Origin of the sequence: Agromyces mariniharenae, assembly GCF_008122505.1 — a bacterium.
Classification (GTDB): domain Bacteria; phylum Actinomycetota; class Actinomycetes; order Actinomycetales; family Microbacteriaceae; genus Agromyces; species Agromyces mariniharenae.
The window spans coordinates 1,343,446-1,358,208 of record NZ_VSSB01000001.1 but is presented as its reverse complement, the minus strand read 5'-3'; the positions used below and the strand labels follow the sequence as shown (position 1 = coordinate 1,358,208).

The 14,763-nt window shown below is 71.6% G+C and carries 13 protein-coding genes; 8 read left to right on the top strand and 5 right to left on the bottom strand.

The annotated features are described in order from the left end of the window. Positions 1–10: 10 nt before the first annotated feature. Positions 11–307, top strand: coding sequence for a GNAT family N-acetyltransferase (locus FYC51_RS06180; protein ID WP_148732744.1), 297 nt, complete (start codon positions 11–13; stop codon positions 305–307). A gap of 284 nt (positions 308–591) precedes the next feature. On the opposite strand, the gene FYC51_RS06175 is transcribed toward FYC51_RS06180, so the two are convergent. Continuing rightward, the gene (locus tag FYC51_RS06175; RefSeq protein WP_148732743.1) at positions 592–1,377 is read right to left on the bottom strand and encodes a FadR/GntR family transcriptional regulator; all 786 of its coding nucleotides are present in this window, start codon (positions 1,375–1,377) and stop codon (positions 592–594) included. Between the two features lie 118 nt (positions 1,378–1,495). Here FYC51_RS06175 and FYC51_RS06170 point away from each other — a divergent pair, with 118 nt between their 5' ends. Together FYC51_RS06170 and FYC51_RS06165 are read left to right on the top strand one after the other, a co-directional pair. Further along, the gene (locus FYC51_RS06170) at positions 1,496–2,941 is read left to right on the top strand and encodes a GntP family permease (protein ID WP_238476237.1); all 1,446 of its coding nucleotides are present in this window, start codon (positions 1,496–1,498) and stop codon (positions 2,939–2,941) included. 88 nt (positions 2,942–3,029) lie between these two features. Continuing rightward, positions 3,030–3,536: a gluconokinase gene (locus tag FYC51_RS06165; RefSeq protein ID WP_238476236.1), complete on the top strand. Its 507-nt coding sequence runs from the start codon at positions 3,030–3,032 to the stop codon at positions 3,534–3,536. A gap of 82 nt (positions 3,537–3,618) precedes the next feature. Here the strand turns inward: FYC51_RS06165 and FYC51_RS06160 are convergent, their stop codons facing one another. Both FYC51_RS06160 and FYC51_RS06155 read right to left on the bottom strand, forming a co-directional pair. Continuing rightward, on the bottom strand, positions 3,619–4,248 hold the full coding sequence (locus FYC51_RS06160; protein ID WP_148732741.1) for a response regulator: 630 nt from the start codon (positions 4,246–4,248) through the stop codon (positions 3,619–3,621). Next, a complete protein-coding gene (locus tag FYC51_RS06155) occupies positions 4,245–5,438 on the bottom strand; it encodes a sensor histidine kinase (RefSeq protein WP_148732740.1) in 1,194 nt (397 codons plus the stop codon). The genes FYC51_RS06160 and FYC51_RS06155 overlap by 4 nt, the downstream gene beginning before the upstream one ends. A 149-nt stretch (positions 5,439–5,587) precedes the next feature. Between FYC51_RS06155 and FYC51_RS06150 the strand changes: the two genes are divergently transcribed. The 3 genes from FYC51_RS06150 to FYC51_RS06140 all read left to right on the top strand — a co-directional run bounded on the left by FYC51_RS06150 (position 5,588) and on the right by FYC51_RS06140 (position 10,274). Beyond that, a complete protein-coding gene (locus FYC51_RS06150; RefSeq protein ID WP_148732739.1) occupies positions 5,588–6,565 on the top strand; it encodes an SMP-30/gluconolactonase/LRE family protein in 978 nt (325 codons plus the stop codon). Between the two features lie 119 nt (positions 6,566–6,684). After that, positions 6,685–7,296 (top strand): ankyrin repeat domain-containing protein, encoded by a 612-nt coding sequence (locus FYC51_RS06145; protein ID WP_187432514.1) that lies wholly within the window; start codon positions 6,685–6,687, stop codon positions 7,294–7,296. Between the two features lie 56 nt (positions 7,297–7,352). Then, the gene (locus FYC51_RS06140; protein WP_338014674.1) at positions 7,353–10,274 is read left to right on the top strand and encodes an AAA family ATPase; all 2,922 of its coding nucleotides are present in this window, start codon (positions 7,353–7,355) and stop codon (positions 10,272–10,274) included. Positions 10,275–10,340: 66 nt separating this feature from the next. Here the strand turns inward: FYC51_RS06140 and FYC51_RS06135 are convergent, their stop codons facing one another. Beyond that, a complete protein-coding gene (locus FYC51_RS06135) occupies positions 10,341–11,285 on the bottom strand; it encodes an NADP-dependent oxidoreductase (protein ID WP_148732736.1) in 945 nt (314 codons plus the stop codon). Beyond that, a complete protein-coding gene (locus FYC51_RS06130) occupies positions 11,285–12,481 on the bottom strand; it encodes an epoxide hydrolase family protein (protein WP_148732735.1) in 1,197 nt (398 codons plus the stop codon). Before FYC51_RS06130 ends, FYC51_RS06135 begins: the two co-directional genes overlap by 1 nt. A gap of 238 nt (positions 12,482–12,719) precedes the next feature. Here FYC51_RS06130 and FYC51_RS06125 point away from each other — a divergent pair, with 238 nt between their 5' ends. Further along, on the top strand, positions 12,720–13,106 hold the full coding sequence (locus tag FYC51_RS06125; protein ID WP_148732734.1) for an ArsR/SmtB family transcription factor: 387 nt from the start codon (positions 12,720–12,722) through the stop codon (positions 13,104–13,106). Continuing rightward, positions 13,103–14,761, top strand: coding sequence for a SulP family inorganic anion transporter (locus FYC51_RS06120; protein WP_148732733.1), 1,659 nt, complete (start codon positions 13,103–13,105; stop codon positions 14,759–14,761). The genes FYC51_RS06125 and FYC51_RS06120 overlap by 4 nt, the downstream gene beginning before the upstream one ends. The last annotated feature ends 2 nt before the right edge of the window (positions 14,762–14,763 follow it).

Genomic DNA, 14,763 nt, shown 5'->3' with positions numbered 1-14,763 from the left:
AGGAGGACGCATGAACGACACCATCACCATCGAACGCAACGACGCGACCCGTCGCTACGAGGTCACCCTCGGTGACGAGCTCGCCGGCTTCGCGGAGTTCCGCACCACCCCCGACGGCATCGTCTTCACGCACACGGTCGTGCGCCCCGAGTTCGGTGGCCAGGGCCTCGGCACGCGACTCGCGAAGTTCGCACTCGACGACGCCGTGGCACGCGGCGAGCGCATCGTGCCACGCTGCCCCTTCATCGCCGCGTACCTCCGCGAGCACCCCGGTTACGAGGCATCCGTCGACTGGCCGACCGCCTAGCGGTCGCCCGCTTCCGCGCCATCACGCGCGTGCGCGCACGGCGCGCGAAAACCGAATGTCCCTCATTCGGGGCGGTGCGGGTACCGGATGCCGCGATTACGATTCGAGCAAACCCGAGTCGGTCCCGAACCCGACTGATCGTCGCGCGTCGACGACCTTGGCCCGTCCTCCCAAGGATGATCCCTCGGGTCCTGCTCGCCGAGCTCAGTTCGGGTCGCTCGGCGGGAGAGGCCTCCCCTGGAGGCCGCGGCGGGGTGGGAGGTAGGGTTCCCACCCCGCCGTCCTCAGCGAAGCGTCCTCGGTGCCTCGCCTGTGTTCACGGGCGAGTTCAGCGCATGCGTGGCTTCGACTGACGCCGAAGACGGTCGCAGCTGCTGCACGGCTTCGTCCGCTTCGGCGACGATGGCGGCCATCGCGCGCTCGGCTTCCTCAGGTCGGCCTTCCGCGATGTAGGACGCCACGTCCTGGTGGAGGCGCAATGCGACCGGATTCGCTTCAGCCGGCATGAGGGCATGTTGCGTCCGCCCCCGGAGCACCTCGCCGATCACCTCGCCCAGTGCAGCCAGGAACGGGTTGCACGACGCGTCGAGCACCGCTGCATGGAAGGCGATGTCGTGCTCGAGGTACGTCCCTTCGTCGGCGTGGCGCGCGTGCTCGACCATGCCCATGACGGCACCGACGAGTGCGGCGCGTTGCTCCGAGGTCGCGGCCGACGCGGCCAGGCGCGCCGCGAGCGGTTCCACCACGGACCGCAACTGACTGAGCTGATGCAGCACGCCGATGCGATCGGCGCCCGCGAGGCGCCAGCGGATGAGTCGTGTGGCGTACGGGTTCCAGCGCGCCGGTGGCAGGATCTCGACGCCGGCCCGACGACGGACCTCGACCAGGCCCATCGACTCGAGCACCCGCACGACCTCGCGCAAGGCAGCGCGTGAGGCGCCGAAGCGCTCGGCCACATCGGCCGTGAGGACACGCGTGCCGGGCGGCAGTCGCCCCGCGACGATGTCGGCGCCGAGCGATTCGAGCACTTGCTCATGCAGCGCGGACGAACTGCTCAGGGAGGCATCCATGCCTTCGATTATCGGGGAAGATGACACGGTTTCGCCAGACATCTTCGGCTTCGGCTTGCAATAAGTACGACATATTGCTAACGTCCCTCCAACCCAATCCGCCAGACCGAGGAAGCTCATGGCCATGCACTCGACCATCGACGACGTCCGCACCCTGTTGCTCCGGGCGACCGAACCGTTGCCCCCGACCACCACCGCACCCGAATGGCAGCTGATCGTCGCCGCGCTCATCGGGATCACCGTGATCGTGGTGCTCATCACCTGGCTGAAGCTGCACCCCTTCATCTCGCTCATGATCGGCGGCCTGGTCACGGGCCTCGCCGCGGGAATGAGCGCCACCCAGACCATCACGAGCTTCTCGACGGGCTTCGGCAACACCATGGCCGGTGTCGGCGTGCTGGTCGCGCTCGGCGCGATCTTCGGCAAGCTCCTCGCCGACTCCGGAGGTGCGGACCGGATCGTCGACACGCTCATCGCGCGCTCGAGCGTGCAGTCCTTGCCGTGGGTGATGGCGTTCGTGGGTGCCCTGATCGGCTTGCCGATGTTCTTCGAGGTCGGGCTCGTCCTGCTCGTGCCCGTCATCATCCTCGTCGCCCGCCGTTCGGGCCTTCCGCTGATGCGGATCGCGATCCCAACCCTCGCGGGCCTCTCGGCCATGCACGGGCTCGTGCCCCCGCACCCTGGCCCACTGGCCGCGATCGACCTCGTCCAGGCCGACCTCGGCACGACCTTGCTGTTCGGCTTCATCGTGGCGATCCCGACGGTGATCATCGCCGGCCCCGTGTTCTCGCGACTGGCGGCACGCTGGGTCAAGGTGCCCGTGCCGGCGCTGTACGTGACCGCAGAGGACCGCGGCGAGGACGTCGAGCACAAGCCGCGCCCCTCGTTCGGCGCGGCGCTGTTCAGCATCCTGCTTCCGGTCGTGCTCATGCTCGTCGCCTCGATCGCCGATATCGTCGCACCGGCGAGCACCGACGTGTGGGCCGTGGTCGTGGACTTCCTCGGCAAGCCCGTGATCGCGCTGCTCATCGCCGTCATCGTCGGCATGTTCGTGCTCGGGCGCGGCGGCCGGATGGGTCTGAGGCAGGTCGCGGACTCCGTGGGCTCCGCGCTGCCGCCCATCGCCGGAATCCTGCTCATCGTCGGTGCCGGCGGCGGCTTCAAGCAGGTGCTCGTCGATTCGACGATCGGCGCCGTGATCGCCGAAGCGATCTCCGGCTTCGGCGGCTCGCTCGCGGTCGTGCTCTTCCTCGCCTGGCTCGTGGCCGTGCTCATCCGCGTCGCCACCGGCTCCGCGACGGTCGCCACGATCACCGCCGCCGGCATCCTGCAGCCTCTGGTCGCCGACCTCGACATGTCGACCGGCGCCGCATCGTTGCTCGTGCTGGCGATCGGATCCGGTTCGGTGTTCCTCTCGCACGTCAACGACGCCGGCTTCTGGCTCATCAAGGAGTACTTCGGGCTCACGATCGGCCAGACCCTCAAGTCGTGGACCGTGATGGAGTGCATCATCTCGATCGTCGGCCTGGCGGGCGTGCTCGCGATCAGCCCGTTCGTCGGCTGACGGTGAGGGGATGAAGATGGCAACGCGGTCGCGACCGGACGCAGCCCGAGCCCGATCCGCTCCCGAGGCACCGCCGATCCTGGTGATCATGGGCGTCTCCGGGAGCGGCAAGACCACGGTGGCGAACCTGCTCGCCGACCGGCTGAGATGGGACCGGCAGGAGGGCGACGAGCTGCATCCCCGGGCCAACATCGACAAGATGGCGCGCGGCGAGCCACTCACCGATGAGGATCGTGGGCCCTGGCTCGACCGGATCGCCGAATGGATCGACGGCCGCCGCCACGCCGGCCTGCCCGGCGTCATCACATGCTCGGCGCTGAAGGCCGCGTATCGCGAGCGGCTCGCCCGGCCAGAGGTGATCTTCGTCCACCTCGCGGGCGGCCGCGGCGTCATCGCCGACCGACTCGCCAGGAGAACCGGCCACTACATGCCAGCTTCATTGCTCGACTCGCAGCTCGAAACGCTCGAGCCACTCCAGCCGGGCGAGCACGGCCTCGTCGTCGACGCAGCCGGCGCCCCTGAGGGCGAGGTGGACGAGATACTCAGGAGGCTTGCGCTCACGGTACCGCCGATCGATGGTGCGTCCACCAGCTGAACCGACTGATCCACCGGTCGACTCGGTGAACGGTGCGGCCCGCTTCCGCGACGAGACGAGTCGCCGGCAACGAGCGCACGCCTCAGCTGCGCCGGATGATGCGCCGTTCGATCGCAGCCGCGACCGCCCCTGCGCGGGTGTCGACCCCGAGCTTCGTGTAGATGTGCGAGAGGTGCGACTTGACGGTCGCCTCCGACACGAGCAGTTCGCGGGCCATCTCCTTGTTGCCGAGTCCGCCGGCGAGCAGCTCCAGCACCTCGACCTCGCGTTCCGTGATGGTCGGCTCGGGTGAGGCGGTGCGCCGCACGAGCGTGGCGGCGACGGATGCCGCGAGCACCGTCTCACCCCGAGCGGTGGCGCGGATCCCGCCGAACAGCTCCTCGGCGGGGGCATCCTTCAGCAGGTAGCCGCTCGCTCCGGCGTCGAGGGCACGCAGGATGTCGGCCTCGGTGTCGTAGGTGGTGAGCACCAGCACCCGGGGCGGTCGGTCGAGCGCGCGGAGCTCGGCCGTCACCTCGGCGCCGCCCGCGCCTTCGCCGAGGTTCAGGTCCATGAGCACGACGTCGGGATGCCGCTGGGACACCACGGCGCAGGCACTGGCGAGGTCGCTCGCCTCGCCCACGACCTCGAGGTCGTCGGTGCCGCCGATCAGCGCGCTGAGCCCGGCCCGCACCACGGGGTGGTCGTCGACGAGGACGACGCGGACGGTCATCGGACCGCGTCCAGGGGCAATGCGATCGACAGTGTCGTGCCCTCACCGGGTGCGCTCTCCACCGAGGCGCGGCCGCCGAGACCTTCGGCACGGTCGCGGATGCCGGCGATCCCGTGGCCGCGGTCGGCCGGTGCGCGCACCTCGTCGGGCGTGAATCCCGACCCGTCGTCGCGCACGTCGAGGCGCACCTCGTCGGGCTGGAACGTGAGGCTCACCGCCACGTGACGCGCACCGGAGTGCTCGACGACGTTGGCGAGCGCGCCGCGGGCGGAGCGGAGCAGCGCCCCCGCGACATCCGTCGGCAGCGGCGCGGGCTCGCCGTGCACGTGCAGCCGCGCCTGGAGCGGCGCGCGGATCTCGTCGATCAGCTGCCGCAGGGCGATCGGCAGCGCGTCGGCCGTGTCGTCGGCGAGCTCCACCGGGGGCAAGGCGTGCACCACGCGGCGCACCTCGTCGAGGCCGTCGCGAGCGGTCGTGGCGGCGACGCGCACGTGATCATGGGCGAGCGCGGGCCGGCGCTCCCAGTCCTGCTCGGTCGCCGCGAGCAGGAGGGTGATGCTGGCGAAGCGCTGCCCGATCGAGTCGTGGATCTCCCGCGACATCCGATTGCGCTCGGCGAGCGCGCCTGCGCGATGCTGCGCCGAGAGCAGGTCGGCCTGGGCGTCGGTGAGCTCGTCGAGCAGGCGTTGCCGAGCCGAGGCCTCGCGCTGCAGCGCGCGGTAGACGACGACGGCCACGACGGCGATGCCGATCGGCCCGACGATGACGGTGGGGTCGAATCCGTCGGCGAGGCGCAGCTCGGCTGCCGTGACGACGGCCGTCATCAGCACGACCACCCAGACGGCGGCGCGGAACGGGAGCACCTGCAGCACTGCGAACGCCAGCGGCGCGGCGCACCAGGCGAACGACGGCGCGGCAAGGGTGAGCAGGGCCCACAGCACGGTGACGGCGACCACCCAGAGGGCGGGCCACGGTGCGCGGGCCGGCAGCAGCGGGCGGAGCGAGAACGTCGCCGCGAGGAGGACCGCGCCCGCCAGCACGAGAACGCCCTCGGGGCCGAGCCCGTGGCGTTCGAGGTAGCGCAGCACGCACGTTGCGAGCACCGCGAGGAAGACGACGTACAACCAGCGGTCGAGGCGGGCCACCGGGGCGAGGATGCCGCGGACGCCGGCGCGGTCGGGGACGGACATGATCCGCCAGCCTAGGCAATCCCGATGCACGGCGGCATCATCCGATCGGCTATCGAGAAGCAGCCGTTCGCCCGACGTGCCGCACCGCGCGTGCGCCGCACGCTGGGATGACGCGTCGATCATCGGCGTGAACGGACTCGAGGAGCATCATGCAACGCACCATCGCCACCCTGCTCGCCGCGGCGAGCCTCACGACCGGCCTCACCGCGACCGCACTCACCGCCGGCGTGGGCGCGGCGTTCGCCGCCGACGCCGGCCGCCCCGACCGGTACACCCTCACGGCCGACGAGGGCGGGTCGAAGTTCGAGGGCATCGGCGCCGACGAGCGCCGGGGACTGTTCTACGTCAGCGAGGTCACGGGCGGCGAGATCCACCGCGGGAGCATGCAGGACCCCGCTGCCGAGGAGTGGCTCGCCGGCGACGGCACCGACGGCCGCTTCACCGCGCGTGGCGTCACGGTCGACGACGACGGCAACGTCTACATCGCCGGCGGCCCGAACGGCATCGGGCAGCCCGGCCGTCCCGACCTGTGGGTGTACGCACCCGACGGCGAGCTGCTCGCTGCCCTGCGCGTGCCCGCCGGCGAGGCGTTCCTCAACGACGTGGCGATCGGCCCAGACGGCGCGGCGTACTTCACGAACTCCAACGACCCGCAGGTCTTCCGCGTCGCCGACGGCCCGGCCGGCTGGTCGGCCGAGCTGTGGGCGGATGCCACGGGCACGGTCGAGCGGCTCGCGGGATTCAACCTCGGGGGCATCGTGCTCACGGCCGACCGCAGCGCGTTCGTCGTCGCCCAGGGCAACACGGGACGGCTGTGGCGCTTCGCGACCGCCGACGGCGCGGTCTCGGAGGTCGCCACCGGCGGCGCCGATCTCGTGAACGCCGACGGCCTCGTGCGCCAGGGCAACGACCTCACCGTGATCCGCAACTTCTCGAGGATGGTGGCGAGCCTGCACCTCCCCGCAGACGGCTCCGCCGCGACGCTGCGCTCGCAGGAGGCGAGCGACCCCGATCGCGTCTACACCACGGCGAAGATGCTGCACGGCCGCCTCCTCGCCGTCGACAGCAAGTTCGACGAGCCCGTGGCCACCGGCCCGTACGACGTCGTCGGGTCGCCGTGGCGCTGACCATCCGGAGCAGCGTCGTCGCGGCACTCGCGGCGACGCTGCTCCTCTCCGGCTGCGCGACGAACGCCGAGCCACCCGCGGTCGCGGACGGGACCGCCGCGGCACGAGAGGATTTCCGCATGACCGACCCATCCGCACCTCCGCTCGCCGACCCCGACGGCACGCTGCTGGCGGCGGCCGCAGCCGGCGATGCCGCACAGGTGTCGCTGGCCCTGCGCGCGGGCGCCGCGATCGAGGCGCGCGACGATCACCAGCGCACCGCCCTGCTGCTCGCCGCCGCGGCGGACCACGTCGAGGTGGCGAAGGTGCTCGTCGCCGCGGGGGCCGACCCCGACGCGCTCGACGACCGTCACGACACCCCGTGGCTCGTGACCGGCGTCACCGGCAGCGTTCCGATGCTCGAGGTGCTCCTCCCGGCGGAGCCCGACCTCACGATCCGCAACCGCTTCGGCGGCGTCTCCGTCATTCCGGCGAGCGAGCGCGGACACGTCGAGTACGTGCGTCGCGTCGTCGAGACCGGCATCGACGTGAACCACGTCAACGACCTCGGCTGGACCGCGCTGCTCGAGGCGGTCATCCTCGGCGACGGCGGGTCCCGCCACCAGGAGATCGTGCGGATCCTCCTCGACGCCGGCGCCGACCCCTCGATCGGCGACCACGACGGCGTCACCGCCCTCGAGCACGCCCGATCGCGCGGGTACGTCGAGCTCGCTCGCATCCTGGGCGGCTGACGCCGGAGCCGGCCGCGGAAGCGCGCGTGACGGGCGGACCTCGATTGCGGCCGAAGATGCCCCGGATTACACTCCGAGCCAACCGAGCCTCCGCCATCCCTGCCTCCGTGTCGCCACCGGCTCCGCTCCGACAGCCTGATGCGACGCGATGTCCGACCCACGCGTTCCCTCGACACCGGCAGGATCGAGCGGATCGGTTGCGAGGAGGCCTCACCATGGGCGTGCACGACGACAGGATCCTCCTGGATCGTGCGCGCGAGCGTGAGGTGCTGGACGAGCTCCTGACGCACGCGCGAGGGGGTCATGGCGGCGTCCTGGTGATCCGCGGCGAGGCCGGGGTGGGCAAGACCAGCCTCCTGCGCCACTGCGCCGAGCACGCGTCAGGCCTCCATCTTCGCCGGACGGCCGGAGTGCAGTCGGAGATGCAGTTGCCGTTCGCGTCCCTTCATCAACTCTGCCGGCCGATCCTCGATCGAGTGGGCTCGCTTCCTCCGCCGCAGGCGGCAGCGCTGAGCGTCGCGCTGGGGATCAAGGAGGGAGAGACGCCCGATCCGTTCCTCGTGTCGCTCGCCGCACTGAGCCTCCTCTCCGAGTCGGCTGCGCAGCAACCGATGCTCTGCGTGATCGATGATGCGCAATGGGTCGACAGCGCCTCGGGGCAGGCGCTCGCCTTCGTGGCGAGGCGGCTGCTCGCGGACTCGATCGCCATGGTCTTCGCGGTCCGGGAGCCGGCCGTCAACCGCGACCTCGACGGCCTGCCGGACCTGTGGTTGGAGGGTCTCGCCGACGACGACGCTCGTGCACTCCTCCATACGGTCATCCCCGGCCGGATCGATTCGCGGGTGCGCGATCGCCTGCTGACGGAGACCCGTGGCAATCCGCTCGCGTTGCTGGAACTGCCGCGGCGGCTGAGCTCGACGCAACTCCCGGGCGCCTTCGTCGTGGGCGACGAACGCGAGCTTCCCGAGCGGATCGAAGACGCCTTCCTCGCTCGCCTCGATGCACTCTCCCGAGAGGCGCAACTCCTGCTCCTCCTCGCCGCTGCCGATCCGGCCGATGATCCGATCCTGCTCTGGCGTGCAGCGGATCGGCTCGGCATCGATGCCTCGGCCGCGGAGGCGACCGAGGCGGAGGGCCTGCTCACCGTCGACAGCGGCGTGCGGTTCCGGCATCCGCTCGTGCGCTCCGCCATCTACCGCGCGGCGTCGCCGCGGGACCGGCGTGCCGTCCACCTCGCGCTCGCCGAGTCCATCGATCCGACGACCGAGCCCGACCGACGCGCGTGGCATCTCGCGGCGGCGACGATCGGACCGGACGAGACCGTCGCCCAGGAGTTGGAGCGATCAGCAGGGCGAGCGCGCGCCCGAGGGGGACTCTCTGCGGCGGCGGCGTTCCTCAGGCGCTCCGTCGAGTTGACGGGCGACCCGACCGCGCGAGCGGACCGCGCCCTCGCGGCAGCACAGGCCAGCCTGCAGGCCGGCGAGTTCGAGTCCGCGTCGCATGTGCTCCAGACGGCCGAGGAATTCGCGTTCGACGAGCTGCACCGCGCTCGGGCCGACCTCGTGCATGCCCAGATCGTCTCGGCCTCGGGAGCGCTCGACGAGGTGCCTGCCCTCCTGCTCGCCGCCGCAAGACGGCTGGAGCCCCTCGATCCGGTCCGGTCGCGCGAGGCCTATCTCGACGCATGGGGAGCGGCGCTCTTCGCGGGCGACCGCGCCGGCGCGGACATGCGCGAGGTCTCGCGCGTGGTGCGCAGCCGGCGACTCTTCCGAGACGATCAGCACGGTACCGACCTCCTCCTGCACGCGATGTCCGTGCTGATGACCGACGGTCGCCAGGCGGCGGCACCCGGGATCCGCCGCGCGCTCAGCGAATTCCTCGTCGAGGACCTTCCGGTGGACCGGGGCATGCGGTGGAGCGTGATCGCGTCGGCCGCAGCCCTGGAGACGTGGGATTTCGAGACCCGGAACGCGATCACGATGCGGCAGTTGCAGCGGGCGCGAGACGCCGGCGCCCTGACCCCCCTCGCGTTCGGCTTGAACGGTGCCGCGATCACGATGGCCATGACGGGCCGATTCGAAGCGGCCCTCCGACTCTGTGCCGAAGCGAGTGCGGTGAATCAGGCGATCGGCAGCCGGGTTCCTCCATTCGGGGGGATGCTCCTGGCTGCCCTTCGCGGTCGTGAGTCCCCGGCGTTCACCCTGTTCGAGGAGGCCACGCGGAAGGCCGACGAGAGCGGATCGGGCTTCGGGCTCCAGTGGGCGCACTGGACCGGCGCCATCCTGCTGAATGGCCTCCGACGGTATGACGAGGCGCTGGATGCCGCGCAGCGAGCGTGGGATGCGTGGCCGGACTGGTTCGTCTCGATCTTCGCGTCGTCGGAGCTCATCGAGGCGGCGGCGCGGCTCGGCCGACCGAACCGAGCAGCGGAATCGCTCGAGCGACTCACGGCGAGCGCGAGGGTGGGTGGAACCGAATGGGCGGTCGGCATCTCGGAGCGCTCCACCGCCCTGCTCAGCGAGGCGGCCGACGCCGAACCGCACTACGTCGCGGCCATCCGATCCCTCAGCACCACCCGGCTGCGTCCGGAGCTGGCGCGGACGCATCTCGTCTTCGGCGAATGGCTTCGACGCGAGGGCCGACGGGTCGACGCCCGCGAGCAATTGCGGATCGCGCACTCGATGTTCACGGACCTGGGCGCCGAAGGGTTCGCGGAACGCGCTCGGGCCGAGCTGCTCGCGACCGGCGAGACGGTGCGCAAGCGCACCCCGTCGCAGCACGAGGAGCTCACGCCCCAGGAAGCGCATGTGGCACGACTGGCCGCCGACGGGAGGACGAACGCCGAGATCGGCGCCACGCTCTACCTGAGCCCCCGCACGGTCGAATGGCATCTCAAGAAGGTCTTCCTCAAGCTCCAGATCAACTCCCGCAGGGCGCTTCGAAGCTCGCTCCCGAAGTACGAGCCCGTCGCCGGCTAGCGTCATCGCAGACGTGCCGGCCGGGAGCTCGTGGCTCCCCGCCGGCACGTCCGCGGGCGCGGCCTGCTAGCCGCCGGCCACGGCGAGCACCACCTTGCCGGGCCCGCTCCGCCGAGCGTGGGGCCCGTAGGCCTCGGCACCCCTGGCGAGCGGCAGGACGTCCGAGACGATCGACCGGACGAGCCCGGCGTCGAGCAGTCGGCCGATCTCGACCAGCTGTCCGACATCTGGCCGGACGACGAACCAGATCGCCAGTCGACCGTCGCCATCGTCGCGCTCAGGTGGGCGCGGGACGGCGATCGAGACGAGGCGCCCGCCGGGGCGGATCACGTCCCATGAACGCGACCACGTCTCACCGCCGACGGTGTCGAGGACGAGATCCACGTCGGGCACCGCGTCCTCGAAGCGCGTCCCGCGATAGTCGATCACCACGTCGGCTCCGAGCTCGCTCACGAACGACCGATCGCGCTCGGAACTCGTCGCGACGACGCGAGCACCGCGCCAGCGGGCGAACTGGACGGCGAACGTCCCGACGCCCCCGGCCGCGCCGTGGACGAGCACCGCCTGACCGGGCTGCAGGTCCCCGTGATCGAAGAGCGCCTGCCACGCCGTCAGGGCGGAGAGCGGGACCGCCGATGCCTCGACATGGGTCAGCGAGGCGGGCTTGGGTGCGAGCTCGCCGGCGTCGGCCCGGACGGCGACGTACTCCGCGTCCCCGCCGTCACGTCGGACATCGGTGTAGCCGAAGACCTCGTCCGCGACGGCGAAACCCGTCGCGTCGGGACCGACCGCCTCGACGACACCGGAGATTTCGTGGCCCGGAACGATCGGCGGCATGCGAGGCGTGCCGTCATGGTCGAGCCACGCCCCGGGCCAGTCCAGCTCGCCCGGGCTGACGCCGCTGGCGTGCACCCGGACCAGGACGTCGTGGGGGCCGAGCCCGGGCGACGGCGCCCCCTCGTAGACGAGTCGGGCGGCGTCGCTCCGGGCGTAGGCGCGGAGTGCGAACATCAGCGCAGCGACCTGAACGCGGCCCGCACCTCGGCCGTGAAGAGCTCGGGCTCCTCCCAGGCCGCGAAGTGGCCACCGCGGCCGACCGCGTTGAAGTACGTGGTCGTCGGGTAGACGGCCTCGACCCAGGTGCGAGGGGACGGGAAGAGCTCGCCCGGGAACGTCGTGAACGCGACCGGAACCTGCACCGGCGGCGGCGTGTGGCCGTGGGTCGCGGCCAGGAACCGGCCGAACTCCCAGTACCAGCGGGCGGCCGACGCACCGGTGCCCGTCAACCAGTACAGCGTGATGTTGTCCAGGATCTGGTCCCGGGTGAGGTTGCCGACGGGGTCGCCGTCGACGAACGCGCGGCTGATCTTGAGGTAGCTGTCGGTGTCGTGGTCGAGCATCCATGCGGCGAGCCCGATCGGCGAGTCGAGCAGCGAGTAGCCGATGGTCTGCGGCCGCGTGGACTGCTCGAGGAAGTAGCCGAAGCCGTCGGTGGTGAACGTCTCGAGCGCGGCGTGCGCGGCACGCTCCTGCTCGGATTCGGCCGGAAGGATGTCCTTGACGCCGATCGCGAGGGCGAGCAGGTTCATGTGGATGCCGACGAGTCCGTCGGGGCCCTGGCGGCCCATCGCGTCGGTGACCGCGGCGCCGACGTCGCCACCCTGGGCGACGTAGCGCGTGTAGCCGAGGCCGGCCATCAGCTTCGCCCAGGCGCCGGCGATGGGGCCGTTCTCCCAGCCGAGCTCGGTGGGGGCGCTGGAGAAGCCGTAGCCGGGCAGGGACGGGAGGACGACGTGGAACGCATCCTCGGCCGAGCCGCCGTGCGCGGTGGGGTCGGTCAGCGGGCCGATGGTGTCCAGCAGCTCGATGACCGAGCCCGGCCAGCCGTGCGTCATGATCAGGGGCATCGCATTGTCATGCGGCGACCTCACGTGGATGAAGTGGATCTCGACGCCGTCGATCTCGGTCGTGAACTGGGGCAGCGCATTCAGCCGTCGTTCGACCCTGCGCCAGTCGTAGTCGTCCGACCAGTACCGCGCGAGCGCCTGCAGCGTCGCGAGCTGCACCCCTTGGGAGCGGTCCTGGACGAGCTCCCGGCTCGGGAATCGGGTCGCCGCGATCCGCCGGCGCGCGTCGTCGAGCTGTTCCTGCGGGAACTCGACCGTGAAGGGCCGGATGCTGGTGGGGGTGTCGATGATGGTGCTCATGATTTCCTCTCGGTGACCGGGTTCGGTCAGTGACTGCAACGAGACTGCCCGTCGCACCCCGCTCGTCGCGCCCGTCGTCGCTACTGGTCGGAGACCCGGGGGTACGACCCCCGGGGGTCGCGCGGACCCGAGGCGGCGCCAGTGACTCGTGTTCGTTCCGGGTCGTTCAGCGCAGCCTCGATTCGGCCAGTCCGCTGATTCATGGTTTGATGGATTCATCAATCCATGAGGAGTCGCCGTGTTCACGGATGCCAGCCGCCCGCTGTACGAGGTCAAGGCCAACCTGTTCAAGGGCCTCGCGCACCCGCTGCGCGTTCGCGTGCTCGAGGTGCTCGTCGCGGCGAACGGCGAGGAGACGCCGGTCGGCGAGCTCCTCGAGGCGACCGGCCTCGAGGCGTCGCACCTGTCGCAGCACCTCGCGGTGCTGCGCACGCACCGGCTCGTCACCGCCGAGCGACGGGGCAACCAGGTGCTCTACCGGCTGGCCTATCCGCAGGTCGCCGACCTGCTCCGCGTCGCGCGCGTCCTGCTCGGCGAGATCCTCCAGACGACCGAGCAGCAGCTCGTCGCGCAGGCGGAGCTTCCTGAGCTGCCGGAGCGGTCGCAGGCGGCTGCCCGCGCATGACCGGCACGACCGTGCGGCGCGTCGCGAGCGGCATCCGCTCGCTGCTGCCCGCGGCCGCGGACTATCGCGACCTGCGGCGAACCTGGAAGGGCGACCTCATCGCGGGCGTCACCGTGGGCATCGTCGCACTGCCGCTCGCCCTCGCGTTCGGCGTCAGCTCGGGCGCGGGCGCCGAGAGCGGACTCGTCACCGCGATCGTGGCCGGCATCGTCGCGGCGGTGTTCGGCGGGTCGAACGTGCAGGTGTCGGGGCCGACGGGCGCGATGGTCGTCGTGCTCGCCCCCATCATCGCGACGCACGGGCCGGGCGCGCTCGCGGTCGTCGGACTGCTCGCCGGCGCCATGGTGCTCGTCGCCGGCGCGCTGCGCCTCGGCCGGGCGGTCACGTTCATCCCGTGGCCGGTCATCGAGGGCTTCACGCTCGGCATCGCCGTCATCATCTTCCTGCAGCAGGTGCCGTCGGCGCTCGGCGTGCCCGCGACCGAGGGTGCGAACGCCGTGGTCGGGGCGATCCAGGCGGTGCTGCAGGCCTCGTGGCCGGATGCCGCGTGGTCGCTCGCCGTCGTCGCGGTGGTCGCCGCGATCATGCTCGTCGCGCCCCGCATCCACCCGCTCGTCCCGGGCTCGATCCTCGCGATCGTCGTCGTGTCCGCGGTCACGGTGCTCGCGGGCGTGCCCGTCGCGACGATCGGCGCGCTGCCGAGCGGGCTGCCCGCGCCGGCGCTTCCCGTCATCGACCCGGCGACGCTCACCGGGCTGCTCCTGCCCGCAGCCACCGTCGCCGCCCTCGCGGCGATCGAGTCGCTGCTGTCGGCGCGGGTCGCGGCGACCATGGCCGACACCGGGCCGTACGACGCGGATCGCGAACTCGTGGGCCAGGGGCTCGCGTCGATCGCCTCGGCGCTCTTCGGCGGCATGCCGGCGACGGGCGCGATCGCACGGACGGCGGTCAACGTCCGCACCGGCGGGCGCACGCGCGTCGCGGCGATCGTGCACGCCCTGCTGCTCGCCGGGATCGTCGCGGTCGGCGCGGTCGTCGTCGCCTCCATCCCGCTCGCGGCGCTCGCCGGCGTCCTCATGGTCACCGCGACGCGCATGATCTCGTTCGCGACGGTCCGAACCGTCGTCAGGTCGTCGCGGGCGGATGCCGCCGTGTTCGTCGCGACCGCCATCATCACGGTCAGCGTCGACCTCATCACCGCGGTGCTCGTCGGCATCGTGGTCGCCGCGTTCCTCGCCCTGCGCGCGGTCGCGCGCTCGAGCGGCGTGCACCGCGAGGAGCTCCCGGGTCCGGCCGAGCCGGCCGACGAGCGCATCGCCCTGTTCCGGCTCGACGGCGCACTCTTCTTCGGCGCGGCCGAGCGCATGCTCGAACGGGTCGCGACGCTGCGCGACGTCGACGTCGTCATCATCCGGATGTCGCAGCTCCAGCTGCTCGACGCCACCGGTGCGCAGGTGATCACCGAGCTGATCCGCGCGCTCGAGCGCCGGGGCGTCACCGTGCTCGTGAAGGGCGTGCAACCGCGTCACCTCGAGCTCGCACGACGTGTGGGCGTCATCGACTCGCTGCGACACCGCAACCACCTCTTCGACGACCTCCCGGCGGCGGTCGAGCACGCGCGGAGCCACACCCGCCGGGCGGCCGCCGCGACGTGAGG